The following is a 26051-nucleotide window of genomic DNA, read 5'->3' on the forward strand; positions in this document are numbered from 1 at the left end:
GGTGCGTCAGTGACTTTCGAGACCTCTCCGTCCGCGACTGTGCCCTCTACTTTGGCTCGCCGCCGGTTCGCCGGCCTGACCGCCCTCACCGCGGCCGCCGCGACCGGCCTCACTCGGATCGGTCCGGCCGAGGCCGCGCCGTACGTTCCCGCCCTCGTCGTCGGCACCGGGTACGGCGCCGCCGTCACCGCGCTGCGGCTCGGCGCGGCCGGGATCCGGACCACGATGATCGAGATGGGCCAGTTGTGGAACACCGCCGGGAAGGACGGCAAGGTGTTCTGCTCGACCCTGAACCCGGACCGCCGCTCGATGTGGTTCCAGCGCCGGACCAAGGCACCGCTCGACACCTTCCTCTGGCTCGACGTGGTCAACCGCGACCTCGGGACGCCGTACGCCGGAATCCTGGACCGGATCGATTTCCCGAACATGGGCGTGTACGTCGGTCGCGGGGTCGGCGGCGGTTCGCTGGTCAACGGTGGGATGGCACCGACTCCGCAGCGCGCGTACTTCGAGAAGATGCTGCCGCAGGTGGATGCGGACGCGATGTACAAGCGGTACTTCCCGCTGGCCCGCCGGATGCTCGGCGTGAACGCGATCGATCCCCGTTATCTGGAGCAGACGCCGGTCTACAAGTACGCGCGGGTCTCCCGGCGGCACGCTCATCAGGCCGGCTTCCGGACGAGCGTCGTACCGAACGTCTACGACTTCAACTATCTTCGGCGCGAAGAGAAGAAGCAGGTTCCGCGGTCCGCGCTGGCCGGTGAGGTGATCTACGGCAACAACCATGGCAAGCAGTCGCTGGACAAAACCTACCTCGCCGACGCGCTCGGCACCGGCAACGTCACCATCCGGACACTCACCCGGGTGACCACGATTCGCAAGCAGGGTAAGGGTTATCTGGTCGGGCTTGAGCAGATAGATGCCTGGGGCAAGGTGATCCGCCGGAGCGAGATCTCCTGCAGCTCGCTGTTCCTCGGCGCCGGCAGCATCGGAACCACCGAACTGTTGCTCAGGGCAAGGGAAACCGGAACACTGCCCGACCTGCCGGCCGCGATCGGCAACGGCTGGGGCACCAACGGTAACGTGATGACGGCTCGCGCCAACCACCTCTGGGATCCGACCGGCACCCTCCAGTCCACGATCCCGACGCTTGCCATCGACAACTGGAACGATCCGAAGCATCCGTCGTTCGCCGAGATCGCCCCACTGCCCGTCGGTCTGGAGACCTGGGCGAGCCTCTACCTCGCGATCACGGTCAACCCCGAGCGCGGCCGCTTCACCTACAACCACCACACCGACCGCGCCGATCTGCACTGGTCGGCCGGCCAGAGCACTCCGTCACTCCGGTCGGCCCAGTTCTTGTTCGACAAGATCAACAAGGCGATCGGTACGACGTACCGGCGCGATCTGTTCACCGGCAACCGAGCCTTCGCCGCCGACTTCTGCTACCACCCGCTCGGCGGTGCCCTGCTCGGCAAAGCCACTGATAACTACGGCCGAGTCCGCAACCATCCGGGCCTCTACGTCACCGACAGCTCCCTGATCCCGGGCAGCCTCGGCGTCAATCCCTTCGTCACCATCACCGCTTTGGCCGAACGCAACATCGCGCATGTCCTCGCCAGCGATCTGAAGCGCCGATAGGTTCAGCGACCGGGCAGGTGCTGGTGGACGAAGACCGCCAGTTGGGTCCGGTCCCGGAGGTTGAGCTGGCTCAGGATGCTGGAGATGTGACTCTTCACCGTGCCTTCGGAGATCACCAGCCCCTGGGCGATCTCACGGTTGTTCGCACCGGCCGCCACCAGTCGCGCCACTTCACGCTCGCGGTCAGTGAGGCGAGCGAGCTCGGCGGGTGGCTCGGCCGGAGCCGATCCGCCCGCCGTCGCAGAAAGCGCGGCGACCACCTTGGCCGCGGCCGCCGGGGCCAACTGCAGCACGCCTCGGCAGGCCAGCCGGACAGCTTCCGCAAGATCCTGGGCCGGCAGGTTCTTCAGCAGATAGCCAGTGGCACCAGCCCGCAACGCCTGGGTGACATGGTCATCGTCATCGAAGGTGGACAACACCACGACCTTCACGGCCGGCCAACTGCGGACGATCTCCGCCGTCGCCTGCACGCCGTCCAGAACCGGCATCCTGACATCCATCAGGACCACGTCGGGGGCGAGTTCGGCGACCAGACGCACTGCCTCGGCTCCGTCCGCGGCAGTGGCCACCACGTCGATCCCGGGCTGTCGCTCCAGAATGGCGGTCAGCCCGTCCCGCATCAGTTCCTGATCATCGACGATCAGCAGCCGGATGTTCTCACCGTTCTCCATCGGCCAACGCCTTCCTCGCCCCGGTCCGGGGAATCGTGACCGCCATCCGCGTACCTCCGCCTGGTGCGTTCGTCAGCACCAGCCTGCCACTGACCAGTTCCAGCCGTTCCCGTACTCCGCGCAGACCGTTGCCAGCGCCGGCCGGCGGACCGATTCCGTCGTCGTCCACCGTCACCGAGGCGGTCGCCTCGGTGAGCTCGACGACCACCTGCGCGCGGCTGGCCCGGGCATGGCGCTGCACGTTCGTCAGGCCTTCCTGGACGGCCCGGTACAGCGCCAGCAACTGCTGTCGCGAATAGTGCTGCTCATCGCCGGAGACCTGCAGACTGAGGTCGAGCGGCAGCACCCGCAGGTCTTCGACCATGCCGCGCAAAGTCGGCTCCAGCAGGAACGGGGCCTCGTCCCTCCGGAGCGCACCGACCGACTCCCGGACGTCGGCGAGGGCCTGATCCGCGAGCCGTTTCGCATTGGCGACCGCGGCGGACGCGGCTACAGGATCCTCGGCGACCAGGAACTGGGCCTTCTCCAGCTGGACACTGACCACGGTGAGGTAGTGGCCCAGGCTGTCATGGATGTCGCGGGCTAGCCGGTTGCGTTCCTCGATCGTGGCCAGTTCGGCGACGCGGCCCTGGGACTCGACCAGTTGACGATGGGAAGCGCCGAGATCACGGAGCAAGCGCTCGGCCCGCTCCCTGCTGGTTCGCTCCCGCCGTACCAGCACGGCGGTGCTGGTGACCAACACAAGAGCGATCGCGAAGAGCATGTAGCTGTGCAGTACGTCCGAGTCTGTCCGCCACAACGGCTTGGCCGCCGCGAACCTGACTGTAAAGAGACTCAGGACGACTGCACTGACGATGAGACCGGCACGAGCTCCCAGCCAGAACACTGCCGGAAACGGCAGCACGAAATAGAGCAGCGAAGCGATGCTCTGCCCATCCATCTGCGAGATCAGCTCGATCACGCCGAGCTGGGCAGCGATGGCACCGGCCGCGAGGGCCGCCGGCGGCCGATCGCCGTACCGCCGACCGATGAGGATCTGCAGGATCAGTAGCCCCGCCGGAGCGACCACCAGTACGACGGTTGCCCAGGTCAACGAATTGAAGCTGCGGCTGATCGCCATCAGCAGGCAGCTGACGCCGACCAGCAGGGTCATCCAGGTGGACGGCGGCAGCAACGGCGGGTGGGTCTCTCGGGAGAGCACCTCCCCAGTGGAGCACATCACCGCCACGGCCGTCATCAGACACCGGGCCGCACCCGCCCCGACCTCCGACCTAGGCCGGAGGTCGTAGTACCGGCGGACGAGCGACAGGGCAAGACCGGCCGTCCAGCAGATGCCGGCGTGGTGGCACCGTTCCTACGCTTCAGGAGTTGGCCGGCCGACTACGGGGCCGGAACCGAGTAGGAGGCCTGGGGACATGACTGACAACCCGCAAGAGACCGGCAAGCCGCCGCGACGATACGGCCGGCGGGCCATGGTCGGCGCGGCCGCGACCGGCGCCCTGGTGGCCGGCGCGGCAGGTGCCGTCGGCGGGCGGCTCACTGCGGATACCGGCCCGCGGATGACCGCCGCCCCGGCCGACGGTGCGAGGTTCGCCGGCAAGGTGGTCCTGATCACCGGCGCGACCTCGGGCATCGGGCGCGCGGCCGCACGAGCCTTCGCCGCCGAAGGCGCCAAGGTCGCGTTCTGCGGGCGAAGGGAGGACCGCGGCCGGCAGGTGGAACAAGAGATCCGGGCAGCGGGCCACGAAGCGACCTACCTGCGGGCCGATGTCAGGGTCGAAGACCAGGTACGCCGCTTCGTCGACAGCACCGCGAGCCGCTACGGCCGGTTGGACGTGGTGTTCAGCAACGCGGGCATCCACGGCGTCAAGCGGCTTCACGAAGTCGCCACAGCTGAGTGGGACGACATCCAGACCACCAATGTCCGGGGTGCGTTCTTCACCCTCAAGCACTCGATTCCGCATCTGCTCAAAGCGGGCGGCGGCAGTGTGGTGATCACCGCGTCCATCAACTCACTGGCCGTCCGGCAGGGGTTCGCGTCGTACGGCTCCAGCAAGCACGCGCTCCTCGGCCTGATGCAGGCCGCGGCCCTCGACTACGGCGCCGACGGCATCCGGGTCAACGCCGTCCTGCCGGGGATCGTCGACACGGAAATGGTCCGCAAGGTCGCCGGCATCGAGAACGCCCCTGAGAGCGTCTACCGCGCAGGCATCGCCGTCGTCGCCCGCTCCCGGGCACCAGCCGCCGGGCGCATCGGCAAGCCCGAAGAGGTCGCAGCCTTCGTCGTCGACCTCGCCTCCGACCGCTACCCGTTCATGACCGGATCGGCCCAGGTGATCGACGGCGGCGCCACAGCCATGCTCCCCTGACCCGGAGGCCGGTTGGTTAGGCGGCGCTGGTGGTGTCAGACGCGGTGTGCAGACCCATCCGTCCCGGATGCGGTTGGAGTGTGCTCTCGCGGGCGTGGCTGCTGCCCGGAAAATGAGGGGATCTCTGTTCATGTTGCCCCTTCTCCCCTCAGAAATTGGCCGGAGAAGGGGCAACGTGAACGGATAACCCCTGAAATTTCGTGGAGGGGCTGTGGGCGGAACAACGAGTTGTGGGTGCAGGTCTGGACCGCGGTCGGCTCGGGTGGTGTCAACCGATCCCGTCGCGGTCAGCCAAGAGCCGGGGGGTGACGTCCGAAAGCGCGGAGAGCCGCCCTCCGATTTTTCGGACGTTAGCCAAGGGCCGGGGTTAACGTCCGAAGGTGCGGAGAGCCGCCCTCCGATCGTTCGGACGTTGTGACGGGCGGGCACCGTGGTCGCCAGCCTTAACCAACCGGCCTTGCCCCTGACCCGGTAGAATGTGTGCAGAGCCTCCGTCGCAGACTTCCTGCGGTCGGAGGCTTTTGCGTATGACGATTCTCTTGTACCGAGCCGCGATCCACGACCTCCGCGGCGACGCCGTCCTGCCCCTCAACCTGCTTCGCGACCAGCACCCGGACCTCTACGAACGCGAGGTCGCGAAGTACGCTCATCGCCCAGCCGCGATGCTCGACCCGGTGCACCCACTGGGCTGCACCTGGACCGACGTCGTGTTCCTCTCACCGGTCCACCCGGCTCCGCTCTTCGAAGCCATGCACGAGTCCGGCCGCATCGGCCGCGTAGTCATCGACTACTGGACCCTCGACGCCGACCTCCTCGACCCGGCCGACACCTGCATCCTGCTCAAACGCCACAACGCCGCGCCGCAGCCCCCTGAGGACTTCATCCCCTACTCCCCCGCGACAGTCGCAACCCTCACTCAGCCTTCCGAGAAGGCCCTGCACCGGCTACGAACCCTCAACGCCACCGAGCCGCTCTTCCCCTGGGCCGACATCCCGCACATCCTGCACCGCGGCCCCATCCCGGCCAGCCTCTTCCGCACAACCAACGGCGTACAGCCGTGAGTAGTAGCCGGCCGGATGCCCCTCCAACTCTCGACTCCGCACCAAGTCAGCGGCGATAGATGGTCAGCTCGGACATGTTGGTGTAGCTGGACGCGGCGAAGTTCAGCGACTGTGCCGGAACCGCCGTACCGCCGGAAGCGTTGTCGTGCTCCCAGTTCGCGTGGTGGAGGTTCGGCTCGCCGATGGTTTGGAAGAACTGCTGGAAGTTGATGTCGCCGTCGCCGAGCGGGACCATGTCGTAGCCGTCGGGAACGGCCGCGTTGCGGTCGCCGTCCTTGGCGTGGAACAGCGGGAACCGGGTGGTGCGCGGGGCGACGGTCAGGATCGGGTCGAACAGGTCGGTCTGCAGGTTGCCTCGCCAGTCGGTGTACGTCCGGTGCTTGAACCGGGCCACGTACGCCCAGTAGATGTCCATCTCGAAGAACACGTAGCGAGGGTCGGCCTTGCCGAAGAAGTACTCCAGCCGACGCACCCCGGACGACCGGGTCGGCTTGCCGGCCGCATCCAAGGGGCCTGTGTCCAGCAGGAAGCTGTAGGCGGCGTCGTGATTGTGGGTGTACAGCCGCAGGCCACGCGCCTTGGCGCGACGGCCCAGTTCGTTCCAGACATCGGCGGCGGCGTCCCAGTCGGCTTTGTACGCGCTGTTCGTGGGGTCGCCGCCGGTGCCGATGTGCTTCATGCCCAACTCCTGGGCGATGTCCATCTGCTGCTCGAACGTGTCCGGGCTGATCTGGGTATGGGTGCCGTTCGCGATCAGCCCGTTGTCATCCAGGATCTTCCGGATCTCCTTGGGCGTGATCTGCCGGCCAAGGATCGCGGTGTTCTGGGTGTAGCCGGCGAACTCGACCTCCTGGTAGCCGATCTCGGCCAGCCGGGCCAGCACCCGCTCGAATCCGTACGGCACGCCGCAGGTGTCCGGCGCCGCGCCGATCCGGTCCCGGACGCTGTACAGGATGATCCCGCGGTTGCGGGACGGGATCAGTGGCTCGGCCCGCAGGCCACCACCGTGGCCACGGTCGCCGGTGGCGAACGCCGGGGCTCCGGTGGCCAGAATCGGCAGTCCGGCCGCGCCGAGCGCGGCAGCGGCGCTCGCGGAGGCCGTGAGTACGTTGCGACGGGTGAACCTGGCCGGAGCCTGCTCTTCCTTGTCATGCATGGAGTCGCGCCTTTCGACTGGGGCGGAAAGAGTCGACGGTGCTAAGAGTCAGGAAAACCTTTACAGACGCGCGCCGAAGTTTCTACGGGTCGCAGTGATCCGCTTCACGCCGGCAGCGATGGATATGCATAGCATTCCTATGTATATTCGGAGACGTGGACCTGAACGAGCTGGGTGTCGATGTCGTGGTTGCGTCCGCGCGATTGACGCGGATGGCGAGCCGGGACGTGAGTGCGTTGCCGCATGCGGCGATGCGGTTGCTCGGGCGGCTGGACGAGCTGGGGCCGACGCGGATCAGTGATCTGGCGAAGGCGGACCGGTGTTCGCAGCCGACCATGTCCACGCTGGTGCAGCGGCAGGAAGAGCAGGGGTGGGTACGGCGCGCGCCGGATCCCGCCGATTCGCGCGCCAGCCTGATCAGCCTCACGAAGACAGGCCTGACCGAACTGCAGCGCGCCCGCCGGGAGGCGGGTGCCGCGGTCGCGGCCAGACTTCGTCACCTTCCGGCGACCGACCTCGAGACCCTCGAGGACGCGGTCGCCGTGATGCACAAGATTCTCACCCTCGAAGTTGTGGAGGATGCTCCCCAGTGAGCTCGTTCTTGAAGCAACCCAAGTCCGTCTGGGCGGTCGCGTTCGCCTGCGTGATCGCGTTCATGGGCATCGGCCTGGTGGACCCGATCCTCAAGCCGATCGCCGAGCAGTTGCACGCCAGCCCGTCCCAGGTGTCGCTGCTGTTCACCAGCTACATGGCGGTGATCGGCCTCGCGATGCTGATCACCGGCGCGGTCTCCAGCCGGATCGGCGCGAAGCGCACTCTGCTGATCGGTCTCGCGATCATCGTGGTGTTCAGCGCGCTGGCCGGTCTGTCGAACTCGATCGGCATGATCGTCGCCTTCCGGGCCGGCTGGGGGCTCGGCAACGCGCTCTTCATCGCGACCGCTCTGGCCACCATCGTGAACTCCGCGGCCGGCTCGGTCGCCGAGGCGATCATCCTGTACGAGGCCGCGCTCGGTGTCGGGATCGCGGCCGGCCCGCTGGTCGGTGGTGAACTCGGCACGATCTCGTGGCGGGGCCCGTTCTTCGGCGTCGCCGTACTGATGACGATCGCGCTGGCCGCGACCGCGTTCCTGCTGTCGTCCACGCCGCCCGAAGCCCGCCGTACGTCGATCCTCGAACCACTGAAGGCTTTGCGCCACCGCTCGCTCGCGACGGTCGCCGTGACCGCACTGCTCTACAACTTCGGCTTCTTCACGTTGCTCGCGTTCACCCCGTTCCCGCTGGCGATGTCCGCGCGGCAGATCGGCCTGATCTTCTTCGGCTGGGGCATCGGGCTCGCGGTGACCTCGGTCTTCGTGGCACCGCGGTTGCAGCGCTGGTTCGGCACCCTGCCGGTGGTGATGACGTCGCTGCTGCTGTTCGGCGCCGACCTCGCCGTGATGGGCCTCTTCGCCCACCACAAGGCGGTCCTCGCGATCGGCGTGATCGTGGCCGGCCTGTTCCTCGGCGTGAACAACACCCTGATCACCGAGGCTGTGATGGGCGCGGCGCCGGTCGGACGCGGTACGGCGTCGGCGGCGTACTCATTCGTCCGCTTCTCCGGCGGCGCAGTCGCCCCTTGGCTGGCCGGCAAGCTCGGCGAAGAGGTCAACATCCAGCTCCCCTTCTACGTCGGCGCCTTCGCCGTCGTACTCGCAGTAGCCGTCCTCGCCACCGGCTGGAAACCCCTGGCCCACCTCCGCATCCCCGCCCACCACTCCGCCGCAGAGGCCGAGACCCTCACCACCGCCGACGCCTAACCCCCACTTTGAGCGCCCACCAACCACTCCGCGCCCCGCCAACCGGTTGAACCGTGCTCAAGGTGGTGGGTTGAGTTCACCTTGAGCACCCATCGACCATCCTCTGCGCGGATTCGTGGTTGGTGGGTGCACAAAGAGGTCCACTCGAGTGGGCGGGACCGATTTCGGTGGTGGGGGATGGCGGTTAGGGTCGGTGGGTATGACTGCGACAGCGTGGCCTTTGCTTCGTACGTACACCGGGCGGCAGTTGCGGCGGATCGCGTTGCCGCTCGGCGGGATCGGGACCGGGACGGTCAGCTTCGGCGGCCGTGGCAATCTGCGGGACTGGGAGATCGTGAACCGGCCGGCCAAGGGCTTCCACCCCGGTACGGCGTTCTTCGCGATCCGCACCGAATCCGCCGACGGAACCGTCACCACCCGCGCCGCCGAGGGCCCACTCGACCTCAGCGAATACGAGGGCGCCCACGGCAGCCCTGCCCAGAGCCACGGCCTACCGCGCTTCCGGGATGCCAGCTTCAGTACGGCGTACCCGTTCGCGCGACTGACCTTGCGCGACGACGACGTACCGGTGGAGCTCGCCGTCGAGGCGTTCACCCCGTTCGTCCCCACCGACGTCGAGGCCAGTTCGTGGCCGGTCGCCGTCCTGCGGTACGCCGTCACCAACCCCACCGACAACCCGGTGATGGTCTCCCTGGCCGGTTCCCTACAAAACTTCATCGGCCGCGACGGCACCACCGACGTTGCCGCAGGCAACTACAACACCGGAGCAACCGGCAGCATGGGAAGGGGTGGCGGGCTCCTCCCCAAACGCCGAGCGGCCGGGGCAACCTCCGAAGGAGGGGCCGACGCGGGGAGCGGAGCCGACACGGCGAGCGGGGCCGACGGCGGGTTGCAGGAGACGCGGGCCGACGGGGTGTTGCTCCAGAGCCGCGGGGTCTCCTCCGATGCCGAGCAGTTCGGCTCGATTGCGCTCGCGGTACTCGACGGGCAGGACGTGAGCCGCCGTACCGGGTGGGCGGATCGGACGTGGGGTGACAGTCTGCTCGACTTCTGGGACGACTTCAGCGCGGACGGGCGACTGGACGAGCGGACCAGCACCTCCGATACCCCGGTCGCATCGGTGGCAGATCGCCGTACTGTCGCCCCCGGCGCGACCGAGCGCTTCACCTTCCTGCTCGGCTGGCACTTCCCGAACCGGCGCGCCTGGGAGAAGCCCGACCTCGTCGGCAACCACTACACGACCCTCTCCGACGACGCCTGGACCGCGGTCTGCCGGTTCGCAGCACAGCTCGACGATCTGGAACGCCGTACCGTCGCCTTCGTCTCGGACTTCCTCGCCAGCGACCTCCCCGACGCGGTCAAAGAGGCCGCGCTCTTCAACCTCAGCACGTTGCGCACACAGACCGTCTTCCGCACCCCCGACGGCCGGTTCTTCGGCTGGGAAGGCTGTTCGGATCATGTCGGCAGCTGCTTCGGGAGCTGCACACACGTGTGGAACTACGAACAGGCGACGCCGTACTTGTTCGGCGAGATCGCCCGTTCCTTCCGCGAGGTCGAGTTCGCCCAGGCCACCGACGACCAGGGCCTGATGAGCTTCCGCGTCGGCCTCCCGCTCGAGACCAACGCCCAGGACTGGCGAGTCGCCGCGGCCGACGGTCAGCTCGGCTGCCTCGTGAAGCTGTACCGCGACTGGCGACTCAGCGGCGACGACGAACTGCTCCACAACCTCTGGCCAGCAGCTCGGCGAGCGCTGGAGTTCTGCTGGATCGAAGGCGGCTGGGACGGCGACCGCGACGGCGTGATGGAGGGTTGCCAGCACAACACGATGGACGTCGAGTACTACGGTCCCAACCCGCAGATGCAGTCCTGGTACCTCGCGGCGCTCCGCGCATCCGAGGAGATGGCCCGCTACCAAGGCGACGACAAACTCGCCGACGAATGCCGCCGACTCTTCGACCACGGCAGTGCCTGGACGGATGAGCACCTGTTCAACGGCGAGTACTACCGCCACGAGATCCGCCCACCGGCCTCGGCGGACGACGTCGCACCCGGCCTGCGCGAATCCATGGGCGCGGAGGACCCGACCAACCCCGTCCTCCAGCTCGGCGACGGTTGTCTGGTGGACCAGCTCGTCGGCCAGCACCTCGCCCGGATCGCCGGTTTCGACTCACTCCTCGACCCCGAGCACGTGCGGACGACCTTGGCCAGCATCCTCCGCCACAACCGGCTGGATGGTTTCCACGGCCACTTCAACCACATGCGCAGCTACGTGCTGGGCGACGAGACCGCCGTACTGATGTGCAGCTATCCGCGCGGCAATCGCCCCGAGCGCCCGTTCCCGTACTTCAGCGAAGTGATGACCGGCTTCGAACACATCCTCGCCGTCGGCCTGATCCAGGAGGGCATGGTCGACGAGGGTCTCCAGGTGATCACCGACATCCGAGCCCGGTACGACGGCGAGCGCCGCAACCCGTACGACGAGGCCGAATGCGGTCACCACTACGCGCGAGCGATGGCGAGCTGGGGCGCAGTCGTCGCCCTCACCGGATTCGACTACGACGGCCGCACCGGCGTCATGCACTTCGGCACCCCCGGAACCCACTTCTGGTCCACCGGCAACGCCTTCGGCGCCCTCGATACCAACGGCCTCCACGTCCGCGAAGGCACCCTCTTCCTCACCTCCCTCAGCCTCCCCGGCGAACCTCCCATCACCGTCACAGCCGACACCCTCACTGCCGGCTCCTCCCTCCCCTTCACCTGACGAAGCGGACCTGCACCACCGTCTAACCTTCCCGCGAGCACATCCAGCGGCAGGTGCTGAGCGTGAACCACGTCAGCCGCGCAACGTTGGACGGTGGTGGCGGTCCGGCAACCCCCGACACCTGCCGTTCCAGTTGGCACGCCGGGCCGGAGACCGCATTTGGCTGGGTAGCCAGCCAAATGCGGGGTTCTGCACTCTGGTTACGGGTGCAGAACCCCCAATATCCGTGGCTAGGCAGGGAAATGGGGGTTGGGTTAGCGGGCGGCGTGCGGACCTGCCCAAGAACAGGACGTATACCTGTAGTAGGCGAGCCCGTTACGCCCAGCCCAGCCCGGCCCGGGTGTCAGATCGGGGACATGTCCTGTCCTTAGGAGGATTATTCGCGGGCGGCGAGCAGCGCGATCGGCCGCCGTTTGGTCGCTTGGTAGGCGGTGGCGGCCGCGGCCGCGCCGACTACCAGGAGTGCTGCGCCGAGGATAAGCCCGAGGAGCCGCCACGGCATCGCCACCGCGGCAAAGCCGTAGGGGCCGGCGGCTATGCCGGCGAGGGCTGCGACTGCGACGACGGCGCCCAGTAGTACGCCGGTCAGGACGACGGTGACCGACTCGGTCAGGGCGACGGCGACGACTTGGCGACGGGTGAGGCCGGCCATCCGGGCGAGGGCGAACTCGCGGCGGCGGTCCGCGGTCGACATCACCACGGCGTTGACGACAGCGACGGCGGTGAAGATCCCGGCCAGCCCCATCAGCGCCGCGAAGAGGCCGGTGTTGTTGCGTTGCTGCGCATCACCCCGAGCCTTCGCCCACTCACCAACCGTCTGAACCGATCCCGGCAACCCCGCCGCAACCTCTCGCGGGTCGATGCCTGGGGCAACTTTCACCAGCGTCTCGGTGCGACCACCAGCCGGTAGCAACGACAACGGGACGAAGAAGTTCTCGCTGACATCGAGCGTCTCCGGCATGATCGCCACCACCTTGAGCGCGACCTTCTTCTTGCCCATGGCAACGGACACCGTCGACCCGAGTTTGAACCCCTCGGCAGCCATCCCCGGCCCGATCGCGATCGTCTGCCCGGACAGCTTGTCCAACGAACCCTTCCGCGGCCGCAGTGCATGTGTCTGCTGATACGCCACCGGGTCGATCCCGACCGCCTCGGAATACACCGTGTTCTTACCCCGCGAGACCACAACCGGTACGGCGGTCTGCGGCGAGACGACCGCGATCCCGGGGCCGGCCGGGACCGCGCGGTCGACGACCAGGTCGGCCGTGATCAACCGCTCCTGCTCAACCCCGACGGCCTTGGCCTGCGAACCGAACGTTCCCCAGATACCGACCACCAGTCCGACCAGCACGATCAGCGGTGCCGCGGTCGCCGCGCTTCGCCGTACAGCATGGAGGACGCCGGCCCGGGCGAGGTCCGCGATCAGATGACCGCGGAGGACCACGGCCGGCAGCCGACCGGCCCACGGTACGACGATCGGGCTGAGCTGGCTGAGCGCTACCGAGCCACTGACCAGCACCATCAGTCCGATCAGCAGACCGGCCACCAGATCCCGCGCGGCCTGCGCAGTAATCACCATGGCCACGGTCGCCGCGGCAGCCGATAGTCCCCCGAACCACCGCCAGCCGGTCATCACCCGTTGCGAGGAACGGCTCTCGGCCAGCGCCTCCAGTGCGTTGACCCGAGACGCACGCCACGCGGCCGCGAGTACGCCGGTCAGCGCCGTACCGACTCCGACGATCATCGCGGCCCACATCGCACTCTGGCTCCACGGGGCAGCGAACCACTCCGGCAACATGCCGAGCTGGATCATCAGTGCCGACTGGACCCACGTCGCGAGCAGTCCGACCGGCACACCGACCGCACTGCCGACCAGACCGAGCAGTGCGGCCTCGCAGACCAGCATCAGGCACAGATACCCGCGCTGCGCTCCGACCAGCCGCAGCAGCCCGAGTTCGCGCCGCCGCTGCACCACAGTGAACCCAAACGTCGTACTGACGATGAACACGGTCAGAAACACCGCAAGCATCACCGACATCCCCAAGAGCGTTCCGGCGCCCACGTAGCCCTCACGGATCTGTGCACGCTGGTACGCCGACAGTCCGGCCGGCAGCACGGGCCGTCCGGTGGCGGCCAGCATCTGCAGACCCGACTGAACCAGTCCGACACCGAGAGCCACCGCCACGACCGCTCCGGCGAACAACTGCCACCTGTCCCGCACAGCACCGACCGACAATCTGAGCATGCCCTCAACCCAACAGCGCAGTCGCAGCGCCAGCGCTGGCCCACACGCCCCACCTGGGGTAGCTCGCGCGCTACCGCAGTACGTCGAGCAGCGCTGCGATGTCAGCACGGTCGACCTCGCGCGCACCGATCAGGCACTGCATCAGGAGCCCGTCGAGCGCGGCTACGAGGAGCTGCGCCTTCCTCGGATCCGCCGTGAAGGTCCGGGCGATGTCGGTCATCGGCTCCAGCCAGGCGGCTGCGGCAGACCGGAGCTCCGGGCGTCGAGCGGCGTACAGGTAGAGCTCGTAGAGCGCGAGCGTGCGGCCGCGTCGCCGTACCAGGTTGTGTTCGATCAGCCGAGCCAGCTCGTCGGTCGGCCGGGGGCCCAGCTCGCTGCCCCAGCCGTGCAGCTCGGCGGCCAGGTCATCGGCCGCCCAGGTCAGGGCCGCGACGAGCAGATCGTCGAGGGTCGCGAAGTGGTAGGTGATCGACGCGACCGACACATCGGCCTTCGCGGCGACCGCGCGATGGCTCACACCTGCGACTCCGTCGCATCGGATCACCTCGACCACGGCCTGCAGAAGCTCGTTCCGCCGCAGCTCACCGCGTTTCCGGCGGCCGTCAGCAGTCATGATGGGCAAACTATCAGGACAGTTGTACGGATTGTTTTTGGCTGCCGGAATCGCGGGATCGGCCGCGTTCCGGCCCCTAGGCTTTGGTGACGTGACAACCAACGAGCTGAGTACGGCGATGCGCCGCGCACTGAAGCGGGCCGACGACGGTAAGACCCTCGACCCGACCGAGGTGGAGGTGCTGCTGACCGCGTCGGGGACCGCGCTGACGGCCTTGATGGCGACCGCGGCCCGGGTCCGTGACCAGGGGCTGGCCGATGCGGGCCGGCCGGGGATCATCACGTACTCGAAGAAGGTCTTCATTCCGCTGACGCGGTTGTGTCAGGACCGCTGCCACTACTGCACGTTCGCGACCACGCCCGGTCGGGTGCACGCGCCGTACCTGTCGCCTGATGAGGTGCTGGAGATCGCGCGGCAGGGTGCGGCGATGGGGTGCAAGGAAGCGCTGTTCACGCTGGGCGATGCGCCGGAGAAGCGGTGGGACGCGGCGCGGGTGTGGCTGGAGGAGGCCGGGTACGACAGCACGCTGGACTATGTCCGAGCGATGTCGATCCGAGTGCTGGAGGAGACCGGGCTGCTGCCGCACCTGAACCCGGGCGTGATGTCGTGGCAGGACCTGCAGCGACTGAAGCCGGTCGCGCCGAGCATGGGCATGATGCTGGAGACGACGTCGCGGCGGTTGTTCGAGGAGAAGGGCCAGCCGCACTACGGTTCGCCGGACAAGGACCCGGCGATCCGGCTGCGGGTGCTCGAGGATGCAGGACGATCGAATGTTCCGTTCACGACCGGTCTGTTGATCGGTATCGGGGAGAATCTGACCGAACGAGCAGATTCGATCTTCGCGCTGCGGAAGATCGCGCGGCAGTACAACGGCATTCAGGAAGTGATCATCCAGGGGTTCCGCGTGAAGCCGGACACCGCGATGCGCAACGATGCCGACGTACCGCTGGATGAGTGGCTGGCCGCGATCGCGGCGACCCGGATCGTGCTCGGGCCGCGAGTGCGCGTGCAGGCTCCGCCGAACCTCGTCGACCTGGCCGAGTGCCGCGCGCTGCTGGATGCCGGTGTCGACGACTTCGGGGGCGTCTCGCCGCTGACCCCGGATCACGTCAACCCCGAGCGCCCGTGGCCGCAGATCGACGACCTGGCCAAGGTGACGGCGGATGCTGGTTTCGTACTGCGCGAGCGGTTGACCGCGCATCCGGAGTACCTGCGTGAGCCGTGGCTCGACCCGCGCCTGATCTCGCATGTCGAGGCGCTGATCGACCCCGAGACCGGTCTGGCCAACGAATCCGCGATGCCGAAGGGCCTGCCCTGGCAGGAACCCGACGGCGGCTGGGACAGCGTCGGCCGCACCGACCTCCACACCGCCATCGACACCGAGGGCCGCCGTACCGAGACCCGCTCCGACTTCGACGCCGCTTACGGCGACTGGGACGTCATCCGCGAAGACGTCGCCGCCCGCCGCTCCGCCGAGAGTGCACCTGAGCGGATCGACGCCGACGTGAAGGCCGCACTCGCCGCGGCCGCCGACGACCCGGCCGGTCTGACCGACGCTCAAGCGCTCACCCTGATGACCGTGACCGGCCCGGCGCTCGATCACCTCGCGAAGATCGCGGACGACCTGCGCAAGGAGGTTGTCGGGGACGATGTCACCTACGTCGTGAACCGGAACATCAACTTCACCAACGTCTGCTACACCGGCTGCCGGTTCTGCGCGTTCGCCCAGCGCCGTACCGATGCCGACGCCTACTCACTGTCGATGGACGAAGTCGCCCAGCGCGCCGAAGAAGCCTGGGTGATCGGGGCCAGCGAGGTCTGCATGCAGGGCGGTATCCACCCCGACCTGCCCGGTACGGCGTACGCGGATCTCGTCCGTGCGATCAAGGACCGCGTCCCGCAGATGCATGTCCACGCGTACTCGCCGATGGAGATCGTCAACGGCTCGGTCCGCACCGGCTTGTCGATCGAGGAGTTCCTGATCTCGGTCAAGGAGGCCGGGCTGGACAGCATCCCGGGCACCGCCGCCGAGATCCTCGACGACGACGTCCGCTGGATCCTCACCAAGGGAAAGTTGCCGACGGCAAGCTGGATCGAGGTCATCAGCACCGCCCACAAGGTCGGTCTGCCGTCCAGCTCGACGATGATGTACGGCCACGTCGACGAACCGCGGCACTGGGTCCAGCACCTGCGCACCATCGCCCAGGTCCAGGACCAGACCGGCGGATTCACCGAGTTCGTGCTGCTGCCGTTCATCCACCAGAACTCGCCGATCTACCTGGCCGGCGTCGCCCGCCCGGGCCCGACGTACGACGAGAACCGCGCCGTGCACGCGATGTCGCGGATCATGCTGCACGGCCGGATCGACAACATCCAGTGCTCCTGGGTCAAGCTCGGGGTCGACGGCTGCGTCGCCGTCCTCAACGGCGGCGTCAACGACATCGGCGGCACCCTGATGGAGGAGACCATCAGCCGGATGGCCGGCTCCAAGCACGGATCCCGCAAGTCCATCGAGGAGCTCACCGCGATGGCGACCGCCGCCGGCCGCCCGGCCCGCCAACGCACCACGACGTACGGCGAGGTCGCTCCCCGCTCCAACACCCTGCTGGAACTCGCCTAGTTGATCGTCAGAGCGGCGGTCCGCCGGACGCCGTTCACCTCGACCGTCACCGTCGCCGCACCCTTCCTGAGTGCGGTGACGGTGCCGTCGTGGTACTTCAGATTCCGGCTGGTCGACCAGTCGACGCTGACCGGATAACCAACCGGTACGGCGCGACTGCCCTGAGTCAGCGTGGCTTTCACCGGCACGGATTCGCCACGCCGGATCGTGCTCGGGACCTCCAGGGTCAGCTCGTCCACATGCGGACGAATCTGCGCAGACAGCCAGTCCTTCCCGCGCCGATCGACCCCGAACATCGTCCAGCCGGTGAATCCGCCGTCCTCCGGAGCGGTGGCCGGCGCCTTCCCCGAGTTCCCGTTGATCAGGTACGGCACGCCATCGACGTGGGCCGCGCTGAACGTCCCGACATGACCGCCGATGAACGCCGCGCCCTTCCCGGTCGAGTGCTGGAAGTCGGCCAGCCACTTCTCGAGCAGCGCAGCCTCGTGCCGATCGCCCAGCTGGCTGTTGCGGGCCGGGGTCGGGTCCCGCGGCGGGTGATGCTCGATCACCACCACGGAGTTGATCGCTCGATCCTTCGCCGCGTGATCCAGAGCCCCACGCAGCATGGCGATCTGGTCGAATCCACCACCCCGCAGGGTTCCCGACGCCGAGTTGAGCGTGATGAAACGCGTCCCGCGGTGATCGAACACCCGCTGCGTCGCACCGAAGTACTTCTCGAAGTTCGTGATCGCCGCACCCATCACCTCGTGATTCCCGGGCACGTAGTAGTACGGCACCGACGTACCGATCTCCTCGTCGAGAATCCGCTTGGCCAGCTGGAAGTCCGCCTCGGTCGCCTCGTCCACGAAGTCACCGGCGATCACGAAGAAGTCCGGTTTCGCGGCCTTGATCTCGCGCAGAGTACGGCGGGCCGCCTGCACCAACGGTGAATTCGGATCGCGCGCCACGAACTGTGCATCCGACATCACCGCGAACCGCCAGTCCCGGCCGTCGACCGCCCGGGCGGTCTGGATCAATGGGTCGACCACCTTGGCAGGCGCGGGCGCACTGACCGCCGGAGCGGCCTTCACGTAGGCGTTGTCGATCACGATCTCACCTTGGTACTGCGCGGCCGCCTTCGTCTCCAGCGTGTAGACCCGACGCAAGCGCACCGGCTGCGGAAGCCCTTCTGGCACAGGGAGTTCGACCGTCTGCCACCCGTTCCAGGTGACATAGGGGCCGTAGACGGCGGTCAGCTTCCCGGTCGCGTCGACGAGACCGAACGCGGTCCACTCACCCTTCCCATGCCCGAAGATCGAGACCCCGAAGGCGCGTGCCTGCTCAGCGTCACCGAGCGGCGCCGGCGAGATCGCGATCGCGTTCCGGGTCAGCGTGGACTGCCCGAAGTCGTAGGCCAGCTTCAACCCGGGCCCGTCCTGACCGTCCGGCGTCTTGCTCACCGATACCGTGGCCCGCGCCGACCCCGACGTCCACTTTTCGGCAGTGTCGAAGGTCTCGATGATGCGCTTCTCGACCCCGACCGAGACCGCGATCGCCGCCTGCGCCGTACCGATCCGCGCCGACACAACGGCTGCGCCGGAATCCTTCTTCGGCGTGATCCCGAACCGGCCGTCCGCGGTCGGCGTGATCGTCAACAGGCTCTCGTCGTAGGTCAGCTCGACATCGCGCGGTTCCACCGGCGCCGAGTTGCCGAGGGCATCGAATCCGACCAGACCGAAGGTGCCGGCACCCGTCAGGTTCAGCGTCGCACTGGTCGGCGCGATCCGCGTCAGCGGCCCCAGCACCTCCAACTCGGTACTCCCCTGGCCACCTGCCGCGATCGCCCGGACAGTTGCCCGACCCGGCGTGCGCGCGGTGAACACACCGTCCCGCACAGTCCCCCGCGAGGCCGACCAGAACACGTGCGGCTGCAACTTCACCGGCCCAAAACTCTCGTCGTACGGCGTCCCTGTCACCGTGCGCGTGGTCCCGGCGAACACGCGATCGGGGCGTCCACCCGGGACCGGCGCATTACCCGGAGCGGTCCGGCCGTCGGCCGCGGTCTCGACCCAGATGCCGTGGATCCGGCCGCTGCCTTTGGGGCCCATGACCGCAAGGCCGTTCGGCACCGGGCGGATCGAACCGTCGCCGGGGACATTGTCGACCTCGACCTTCGCCTCGCCCGGTCGCCTGGAGACGAGGGTCGACGAGCCACCGCCATCCAGCTCGACACCGACGTACGCGCCTCGGGCCGCGAGGATCTTGCCCATCTCGGCCAGCGTCGCGCCCCGGCTGTGGGTGACTCGGTTGCTGTCGATGGTCACGACGATCAGTTTCTTGCCGTCGGCCGAGAAGCCGAGGCCGGTGCGACCGGCGTACACGGTGTCGTCGACGGGTTGCGGCTTGCCTTGGTCGACGAGCAGCGCGTGCGCGCCGACCGCGGTCCGGATCGTGCTGCCGTCGGAGGCGCGCGGCTTGAAGGTGACGGGGAGCTTGTCGCCGAGCTTCAGCGTGCCGAGTTCGTCCGCACCGGCTTCCCGTCCGACCAGGATCGTCGTACCGGCCGGGATCTCGCCGGCACCGGCGGTGGGGTTGATCGCGGTCACGGTGTCGCCGGTTATCACCACCTCGACCACCTTGGTCGCTCCGGCCTGGGCCCGCGAATAGCTGCCCCACAACGCGGTGAAGGCGCCGATCTCGTCCTTGCCGATGGTCGGGCTGTTCAGACGATCGAGACGGTACGAACCCGCCGTACCGTCGAAGAGCACCTCGAGGATGCGCCCGACACCGCGCTGATCGAAGGCGACCGCACGATACGGATCCTCCGACTGCGACTTCACCAGCTTGCCGTCGGCGACCGCCGGCCCGAGCGGCGCACCCGAGTTGTTGATGTCGAAGAAGTCCGCGTTCACCGCAGCCACCGCGCCGACCTCATTGGCCTGCTGATCGATCGGCTTGGTCGAGCTGACCTTCCCCGCCGACAGATAGTCGATCCGTGCCCCCTTGGTCAGATCGACGGTCAAGGTATTGCCCTGCTGCCACCCCCGCGCATCAAACGTCTCCAACGCCCCCGCTGTCACCCCAGGCGCAACCGGCCGACTCCGCTCATAAGTCTGCAGCTGACTGACAACCGGCTGCTCAACAGCCCGCGCACTCGCCACCACTCCCGGCCCGACCAAACCGGCCGCCACGACGATCCCCACCACCGACAAGGCACGCACAAGACCTCCATCGTCAACGATTGACGACCCAAGTCAACCGCGCCGACAGATGTTCACGCCAGACTTATCACGGTGAACGAACACCGAATAAGAAACGCCGGTCGCGCCGGGTGTCGGTCGCCACCTCACTGGCGACCGGCACCGCTGATGGCGCGACCGGCGTCCTGCTGTTGCCCCGAGAGGGCAGTCGGCCCGAAGGAGGGCGGAGTCGTCGTCTCATTCCGTAACCGGCAGGGGAGGTGCATTTCCGGTCACGGACGGGAGTACGTCGGCTGTTCCGCCTGGAGCCTGGTGTCGGCGACCCGTCCGTCGCTGACAACAGAACGTTGTCATGCGGCCACAAGAACCGGCTACTGCTCGGTTCAAACATTTGCATTGCCTTTGAACAAGGCAACGCTGAGTATCTTTCCAACTACGCTCCGTCTATATGTTGCCTTCCGCAACAACAAGACGGAGGAGAAGAGCGCTGCGGAGTCAGTACGGGTAGGTGTCGTCGCGCCGGGTCGGGTCGAGGTCCCACAGGGAGAACTCGACGATCTTGTGCGACTCCTCGCCGCCGGCCGGGGTGAGGCCGTCCTGGTCGTACTCGCGGGATCCGAGGCCGTCGAGGTAGCAGAGCAGCTCGAACGCCGACTGCACGTCCTCGACGTCGTCCACGACCTCGTCGTTCTGTGCTTCGTGCGCGCGGCCGCGGACGTAGCGCACGAACGCCTCCGGGTCCGTCACCACGAAGTCGTAGCGAGCCTGGTAGCTGAGCCGGACTCCGTCCTCCGGCAACAGCACCTCCTCGAGATCATCGAGGTCATCGCCCGCAACGATCTCCCGGTAATCGTCGGGATCGTCGAAGTCGTCCGGTCCGAGCGGCAGGTCCTCCAGCTCGTCGGGGTCATAGGAGTCGATCCCGAGGAAGATGTCACCCCAGCCACGCTCGTTGACCGCGTCGGCCAGCACTCTGGCCTGGACACGCACGTTCTCGATCGCTGTGGTGGCCCGCAGATCGTGCAGGTCGAGGGCATCGGCCTGCTCCAGCAGCACCCGGGCGAGTTCGCGGGCGGCCTCGGCAGCCGACGCGGGTTCGATCGACTCACTCATGCTGTGACGGTACAACCATCGGCACCTGCACCGCCGCGCCCGGTACGCCGAACGCCTCCACGAGCTCGACCGCGACCGGCCGGACGACGCCGCACAACTCGTTCACCAGGGCGGTGATCGCCTTCGAACGGGCCGGTGACAACCGTCCGTGCTCGAGATACCACGCCCGGTCGGACTCGATGGTCGACAAGGCGTGCAGGTCGTAGACGTCCTTCAGCACCTCCTGGATCTCCTCGGGTGCTCCCTCCACCGCCGCCTGGAAGGCCTCCAGCACGACCCGGTCGACATGCGCCCGGCCGGCCGCGATGACGTGGTCCTGGCAGCGGTTGAACACGTCGAACGCCCCGTCCCCGGCGTCGATCCCGGCCTTCAGCCGGCGCGCGACCCCGGACAGCATGTGCTGCTCACGGAACCGCAGCAGCCCGGAGTGGTAGGCATCGTCGCGCAGCCCGGCATCCGGATCACTCGGATCGTTCCGATTCGGTACGACGTCGCGCAGCCGATCGATGAGCGGTCGCAACGCGGTCTTCTCGACCGCTATCTCGACCGCCTGAGCCGCGATGAAGCGAGCTGTCCCGAGCGGATCCAGCTTCCCGAACGACTCTCGGTAGTCGGTCAGCAGCCCCTTCGCGACCAGCTGCAACAGCACGGTGTTGTCGCCCTCGAAGGTGGTGAACACATCGGTGTCCGCCTTCAGTGTCGCCAGCCGATTCTCCGCGAGGTAGCCCGCGCCGCCGCACGCCTCCCGGCACATCTGGATCGTCTCGGTCGCGTGCCACGTCCCGACAGCCTTCGTCCCAGCAGCCTGTGCCTCCAGCGCCCGCCGGTCGTGCTCACTACTACCGTCCCCGAACACCCGGACGAACTCGTCGACCAGCGCGCCCTGGGCGAAGTGCAGCGCATACGTCCTCGCGAGCAACGGCAGGAGTCGACGCTGGTGCATCCGGTAGTCCAGCAGCAGCGTCTCCTCATCGCTCCCCGGTGCGCCGAACTGCCGTCGCTGCGCCGCATACCGGATGGCGATCTCCAGCGCTACCTTGCTCGCGCTGATCGCGGCACCGCCGACCGACACCCGGCCCTGGACCAGCGTGCCGAGCATCGTGAAGAACCGGCGGTCCGGGTTCTCGATCTCGCTGTGGTAGTTGCCATCGGCATCGACCTGGGCATAGCGGTCGAGTAATGCCTCGCGCGGCACCCGGACGTTGTCGAAGACGATCCGCCCGTTGTCGACACCGTTCAGCCCCAGCTTCGGTCCGCAGTCGGACAGCGTCACGCCCGGCAGCGCCGTACCGTCCTCATCGCGGATGGGCACCAGCAGACAGTGCACGCCATGCGTCTCGCCACCGACGACGAGCTGGGCGAACACGGCCGCCATCCGCCCATGCCGAGCCGCATTGCCGATGTAGTCCTTGCGGGCGGCCGCTGACGGCGTGTGGATGACGAACTCGCCGGTCGCAGCGTCGTACGTCGCCGTCGTCCCGAGCGCCTGGACGTTCGAGCCGTGCCCGGTCTCGGTCATCGCGAAGCAGCCGAGCAGGCGGCCGCCGATCGCATCGGCGAGGTAGGCCTCGTGGTGCTGCTCGGTGCCGAGATGCAGGATCGCGCCCGCGAACAGACCGAACTGCACACCGGCCTTCACCATCAGCGACAGGTCCCCGAAGGCGAGGGTCTCGAAGCCCGCGATGTACCCACCGAGGTCGCCCTCGCCGCCGTACTCCTTGGGGAAGCCGCGGGCAGGATGGCCCTGCGCGGTGATCGCCTGCAGCATCTGCAGCACAGTCTCCCGATACTCGTCGCGCGGCTGCCGCACGGCGAACTCGAACAGCTCCGCGTTCGCCGCCAAGCCGGCCCGCACGACGTCGCGGGCCGCCTTGTGCGGCCCGTCCAGATAGTCCCGCATCCCCGATGTCCTCATACCAACAACATATGCGGATTCGCCCCCACTTTCGGTGACCAATTACGGCTTGTGGACAACTCTAAGATCCGGAGCTGTGGACGCAGTTGCGGCAGTATGCTGTCGAACGTGCCGAATTTGCGGATCAGTGAGGCAGCAGCGCTCCTCGGTGTGAGTGATGACACCGTTCGCCGCTGGATCGATCAGGGCCGATTGTCGTCGATTCAGGACGGCGGCCGGATGGCCGTCGACGGGAGGGCGCTGGCGGCGTTCGCCCAGGAACTGGCCGAGACCCCGGAGCCGGGCCACACCACCTCGGCCCGGAACCGGATGCGCGGGATCGTCACCCGCGTCGTCAAGGACGGGGTGATGGCGCAGGTCGAGATGCAGGCAGGCCCGTTCCGGGTCGTGTCGCTGATGAGCCGCGAGGCCGCCGACGACCTCGGTCTGGAACCAGGCGTGGTCGCCGTCGCCTCGATCAAGTCCACCCATGTAGTCGTCGAAATCCCGGAGGCCTGATGTTCCGCCGTACCGCCCTCGCCGCCGCCGTCGTCGCCCTGACCCTGACCGGCTGTGGCACCGACCAGCCGGCCGCCTCATCCCAGTCCGGTGACGGTACGGCGGTCTCCGGCACCGTCACCGTGTTCGCGGCGGCGTCGCTGACCGGCACGTTCACCAAGCTGGGCAAGGACTTCGAGGCAGCGCACCCCGGCGTCAAGGTGGTCTTCAACTTCGCGGGCAGCTCGGCTCTGGCCCAGCAGATCAACCAGGGTGCACCGGCTGACGTTTTTGCCTCCGCAGCGCCGAAGAACATGGACCAGGTGACCGACAAGGGCGCACCGACGACGTTCGTGACGAACTCGCTGGAGATCGCCGTACCGAAGGGCAACCCGGGCAAGGTCACCGGGCTGAAAGACTTCACGGATAAGAACAGGAAGATCGCACTGTGCGCCGCGCAGGTGCCGTGCGGTGTGGCGGCGGACAAGGTGTTCAAGGCGGTCGGGCTGACGCCGCAGCCGGACAGTCTGGAGCAGGACGTGAAGGCTGCGCTCACCAAGGTCAGCCTGGGTGAGGTCGACGCGGCACTCGTCTACAAGACGGACGTGCTCGCGGCCAAGGACAAGGTGGACGGAATCGAGTTCCCTGAGGCGGGCAAGGCGATCAACGAGTACCCGATCGCCACGTTGAGCAAGGCACCAAACGCGGCCGGCGCCAAGGCGTTCGTCGACTACGTCCTTTCGGACAAGGGCAAGGCTGTCCTTGCGGCCGCAGGGTTCAACGCACCGTGAGTCGACGCAGCAGAAGTACGAGTGGGCGACTGCCTCTCGTGCTCCTGCTGCCTGCGCTGCTCGGTCTGGCGTTTCTGCTGATCCCACTGATCGGATTGCTCGCCCGGGCGCCTTGGTCAACGTTGCCGAGTCGTTTGTTCAGTGCAGACGTATGGACGGCGCTGCGGCTGTCTCTGGTCTGTGCGACCGCCGCTACCGTGCTGTGCCTGTTGCTGGGCATCCCACTAGCTTGGTTGCTGGCCAGAGGTGAGTTCCCGGGCCGCGGTCTCATCAGGGCACTGGTGACCGTCCCCCTGGTGCTGCCGCCCGTGGTTGGTGGCGTTGCGTTGCTGCTGGTGCTCGGCCGACGCGGACTGGTCGGTGAGCACCTCGACACCTGGTTCGGCTTCTCCCTTCCGTTCACCACGGCCGGAGTGATCGTTGCTGAGGCCTTTGTGGCCATGCCGTTCCTGGTGATCTCGGTCGAGGGTGCACTGCGGGCAGCAGACCCGCGCTACGAGGAAGCAGCCGCCACGCTCGGCGCTGGTCGCTGGCTGACATTCCGCCGGGTCACACTGCCTTCTATTGCGCCCGGTGTGGTCGCCGGAACCGTGCTGTGCTGGGCCCGCGCGTTGGGCGAGTTCGGAGCCACCATCACGTTTGCCGGCAACTTCCCGGGCCGTACGACGACCATGCCGCTGGCGGTCTATCTGGCCTTGGAGACCGATCCGGATGTGGCCGTCGTACTGAGCCTTGTGTTGCTACTGGTGTCCGTCATCGTCCTGGCGTCTCTGCGCGAGCGCTGGATCGGTGGGCTGCGATGACTCTGTACGCCGACCTCCGGGTGACCCGTGGTTCGTTCGACCTCGATCTGGACCTCACCATCGCTCCCGGCGAAGTCGTTGCGCTGCTCGGACCGAACGGCGCCGGCAAAAGCACAGCACTGCGCGCTATCGCCGGCCTGCTCCCTCTGGGGTCCGGACGCATCGCGCTGGACGACGAGACCTGGGACGCGCCACCCCGCACCTTCCGCCCACCGGACCGCCGTCCGATCGGCGTCGTCTTCCAGGACTACCTTCTCTTCAACCACCTCTCGTGCCTTGAGAACGTAGCCTTCGGCCTGCGCGCCCGCGGCGTCGACAAACACGTAGCCCGCACCGAAGCCGCCCGCTGGCTGGATACCGTCGGCCTCACCTCCTACGCCCGCACCCGCCCCCGCACCCTCTCCGGCGGCCAAGCCCAACGGGTAGCCCTGGTGCGCGCGCTGGCCACCAGCCCCGACGTACTGCTCCTGGACGAGCCACTGGCCGCCCTAGACGCGAGCACAACGCTCCACGTCCGCGCCGAACTCGGCCAACACCTGGAACGCTTCCCCGGCCGCACTCTCCTGGTCACCCACGACCCCCTGGACGCCATGGTCCTGGCCGACCGCCTGGTCATCATCGAGAACGGCCGCATGGTCCAGTCCGGCACCCCCACCGACATAGCCCGCCATCCCCGCACCGACTACGTAGCCCAACTAGTAGGCCTGAACCTCTACCGAGGCACCGCCAACGGCACCACGGTCACCCTCCCCACCGGCGGCACCATCACCCTCGCCGAACCAGCCCAAGGCCCAGTCCACGTAGCCTTCCCACCCACCGCCGTAAGCCTCTACCC

Annotated in this window: 19 protein-coding genes; 11 read left to right on the forward strand and 8 right to left on the reverse strand. The window is 67.6% G+C overall.

The window, feature by feature from the left end:
* Positions 1–9: 9 nt before the first annotated feature.
* Positions 10–1641, forward strand: coding sequence for a GMC oxidoreductase (locus E1261_RS03720; RefSeq protein ID WP_238175991.1), 1632 nt, complete (start codon positions 10–12; stop codon positions 1639–1641).
* 2 nt (positions 1642–1643) lie between these two features.
* Here the strand turns inward: E1261_RS03720 and E1261_RS03725 are convergent, their stop codons facing one another.
* Both E1261_RS03725 and E1261_RS03730 read right to left on the reverse strand, forming a co-directional pair.
* The gene (locus tag E1261_RS03725; protein WP_132401810.1) at positions 1644–2312 is read right to left on the reverse strand and encodes a response regulator transcription factor; all 669 of its coding nucleotides are present in this window, start codon (positions 2310–2312) and stop codon (positions 1644–1646) included.
* The gene (locus E1261_RS03730) at positions 2299–3549 is read right to left on the reverse strand and encodes a sensor histidine kinase (RefSeq protein WP_132401813.1); all 1251 of its coding nucleotides are present in this window, start codon (positions 3547–3549) and stop codon (positions 2299–2301) included. The genes E1261_RS03725 and E1261_RS03730 overlap by 14 nt, the downstream gene beginning before the upstream one ends.
* Before the next feature lie 178 nt (positions 3550–3727).
* Here E1261_RS03730 and E1261_RS03735 point away from each other — a divergent pair, with 178 nt between their 5' ends.
* Together E1261_RS03735 and E1261_RS03740 are read left to right on the forward strand one after the other, a co-directional pair.
* Positions 3728–4681 (forward strand): SDR family NAD(P)-dependent oxidoreductase, encoded by a 954-nt coding sequence (locus E1261_RS03735; protein ID WP_132401815.1) that lies wholly within the window; start codon positions 3728–3730, stop codon positions 4679–4681.
* A gap of 527 nt (positions 4682–5208) precedes the next feature.
* Complete coding sequence (locus E1261_RS03740) at positions 5209–5742, forward strand: hypothetical protein (protein ID WP_132401818.1); 534 nt, start codon at positions 5209–5211, stop codon at positions 5740–5742.
* A 46-nt stretch (positions 5743–5788) separates the two neighbouring features.
* Here the strand turns inward: E1261_RS03740 and E1261_RS03745 are convergent, their stop codons facing one another.
* Positions 5789–6898 (reverse strand): sugar phosphate isomerase/epimerase family protein, encoded by a 1110-nt coding sequence (locus E1261_RS03745; RefSeq protein ID WP_132401821.1) that lies wholly within the window; start codon positions 6896–6898, stop codon positions 5789–5791.
* Positions 6899–7053: 155 nt separating this feature from the next.
* On the opposite strand from E1261_RS03745, the gene E1261_RS03750 reads away from it, so the two are divergent.
* From E1261_RS03750 to E1261_RS03760, 3 genes are all read left to right on the forward strand, one after another.
* Entirely contained in the window at positions 7054–7491 is a 438-nt protein-coding gene (locus E1261_RS03750) for a MarR family winged helix-turn-helix transcriptional regulator (RefSeq protein ID WP_132401824.1), read from the forward strand.
* Positions 7488–8696: an MFS transporter gene (locus E1261_RS03755; protein ID WP_202874281.1), complete on the forward strand. Its 1209-nt coding sequence runs from the start codon at positions 7488–7490 to the stop codon at positions 8694–8696. The genes E1261_RS03750 and E1261_RS03755 overlap by 4 nt, the downstream gene beginning before the upstream one ends.
* Before the next feature lie 199 nt (positions 8697–8895).
* The gene (locus E1261_RS03760; protein WP_132401827.1) at positions 8896–11457 is read left to right on the forward strand and encodes a GH116 family glycosyl-hydrolase; all 2562 of its coding nucleotides are present in this window, start codon (positions 8896–8898) and stop codon (positions 11455–11457) included.
* A 376-nt stretch (positions 11458–11833) separates the two neighbouring features.
* On the opposite strand, the gene E1261_RS03765 is transcribed toward E1261_RS03760, so the two are convergent.
* Entirely contained in the window at positions 11834–13702 is a 1869-nt protein-coding gene (locus E1261_RS03765) for an ABC transporter permease (protein WP_132401830.1), read from the reverse strand.
* Positions 13703–13772: 70 nt separating this feature from the next.
* Positions 13773–14315 carry a TetR/AcrR family transcriptional regulator gene (locus E1261_RS03770; RefSeq protein ID WP_132401833.1) on the reverse strand — a complete coding sequence of 181 codons (543 nt, stop codon included), beginning with the start codon at positions 14313–14315 and terminating at the stop codon, positions 13773–13775.
* Between the two features lie 91 nt (positions 14316–14406).
* On the opposite strand from E1261_RS03770, the gene E1261_RS03775 reads away from it, so the two are divergent.
* Entirely contained in the window at positions 14407–16935 is a 2529-nt protein-coding gene (locus E1261_RS03775) for a bifunctional FO biosynthesis protein CofGH (protein ID WP_272948547.1), read from the forward strand.
* Here E1261_RS03775 and E1261_RS03780 read toward each other — a convergent pair.
* From E1261_RS03780 to E1261_RS03790, 3 genes are all read right to left on the reverse strand, one after another.
* On the reverse strand, positions 16932–20138 hold the full coding sequence (locus E1261_RS03780; protein ID WP_132401836.1) for a phosphodiester glycosidase family protein: 3207 nt from the start codon (positions 20136–20138) through the stop codon (positions 16932–16934). The two genes, E1261_RS03775 and E1261_RS03780, sit on opposite strands and share 4 nt — an antisense overlap.
* Positions 20139–20612: 474 nt before the next feature.
* Complete coding sequence (locus E1261_RS03785) at positions 20613–21230, reverse strand: hypothetical protein (RefSeq protein ID WP_132401839.1); 618 nt, start codon at positions 21228–21230, stop codon at positions 20613–20615.
* Positions 21223–23145, reverse strand: a complete 1923-nt coding sequence (locus tag E1261_RS03790) for an acyl-CoA dehydrogenase family protein (protein WP_132401842.1) — start codon at positions 23143–23145, stop codon at positions 21223–21225. The genes E1261_RS03785 and E1261_RS03790 overlap by 8 nt, the downstream gene beginning before the upstream one ends.
* A 96-nt stretch (positions 23146–23241) precedes the next feature.
* Between E1261_RS03790 and E1261_RS03795 the strand changes: the two genes are divergently transcribed.
* From E1261_RS03795 to E1261_RS03810, 4 genes are all read left to right on the forward strand, one after another.
* The gene (locus E1261_RS03795) at positions 23242–23643 is read left to right on the forward strand and encodes a TOBE domain-containing protein (protein ID WP_238175992.1); all 402 of its coding nucleotides are present in this window, start codon (positions 23242–23244) and stop codon (positions 23641–23643) included.
* Positions 23643–24413: a molybdate ABC transporter substrate-binding protein gene (gene modA, locus E1261_RS03800; protein WP_132401848.1), complete on the forward strand. Its 771-nt coding sequence runs from the start codon at positions 23643–23645 to the stop codon at positions 24411–24413. Before E1261_RS03795 ends, modA begins: the two co-directional genes overlap by 1 nt.
* A gap of 29 nt (positions 24414–24442) precedes the next feature.
* A complete protein-coding gene (gene modB, locus E1261_RS03805) occupies positions 24443–25216 on the forward strand; it encodes a molybdate ABC transporter permease subunit (RefSeq protein ID WP_132401881.1) in 774 nt (257 codons plus the stop codon).
* On the forward strand, positions 25213–26051 hold an 839-nt coding region (locus tag E1261_RS03810), incomplete at its 3' end, for an ABC transporter ATP-binding protein (protein WP_132401851.1). The genes modB and E1261_RS03810, both read left to right, overlap by 4 nt.

The sequence above is a fragment of the Kribbella albertanoniae genome, assembly GCF_004348455.1.
Taxonomy (GTDB): domain Bacteria; phylum Actinomycetota; class Actinomycetes; order Propionibacteriales; family Kribbellaceae; genus Kribbella; species Kribbella albertanoniae.

Coding starts and splice junctions, on each gene's coding strand:
- E1261_RS03740 (WP_132401818.1), top strand. CDS start 5,209: ATGACGATTCTCTTGTACCGAGCCGCGATCCACGACCTCCGCGGCGAC.
- E1261_RS03785 (WP_132401839.1), bottom strand. CDS start 21,230: ATGAGTGAGTCGATCGAACCCGCGTCGGCTGCCGAGGCCGCCCGCGAA.
- E1261_RS03760 (WP_132401827.1), top strand. CDS start 8,896: ATGACTGCGACAGCGTGGCCTTTGCTTCGTACGTACACCGGGCGGCAG.
- E1261_RS03795 (WP_238175992.1), top strand. CDS start 23,242: ATGCTGTCGAACGTGCCGAATTTGCGGATCAGTGAGGCAGCAGCGCTC.
- E1261_RS03790 (WP_132401842.1), bottom strand. CDS start 23,145: ATGAGGACATCGGGGATGCGGGACTATCTGGACGGGCCGCACAAGGCG.
- E1261_RS03730 (WP_132401813.1), bottom strand. CDS start 3,549: ATGACGGCCGTGGCGGTGATGTGCTCCACTGGGGAGGTGCTCTCCCGA.
- E1261_RS03735 (WP_132401815.1), top strand. CDS start 3,728: ATGACTGACAACCCGCAAGAGACCGGCAAGCCGCCGCGACGATACGGC.
- modA (WP_132401848.1), top strand. CDS start 23,643: ATGTTCCGCCGTACCGCCCTCGCCGCCGCCGTCGTCGCCCTGACCCTG.
- E1261_RS03725 (WP_132401810.1), bottom strand. CDS start 2,312: ATGGAGAACGGTGAGAACATCCGGCTGCTGATCGTCGATGATCAGGAA.
- E1261_RS03745 (WP_132401821.1), bottom strand. CDS start 6,898: ATGCATGACAAGGAAGAGCAGGCTCCGGCCAGGTTCACCCGTCGCAAC.
- E1261_RS03770 (WP_132401833.1), bottom strand. CDS start 14,315: ATGACTGCTGACGGCCGCCGGAAACGCGGTGAGCTGCGGCGGAACGAG.
- E1261_RS03765 (WP_132401830.1), bottom strand. CDS start 13,702: ATGCTCAGATTGTCGGTCGGTGCTGTGCGGGACAGGTGGCAGTTGTTC.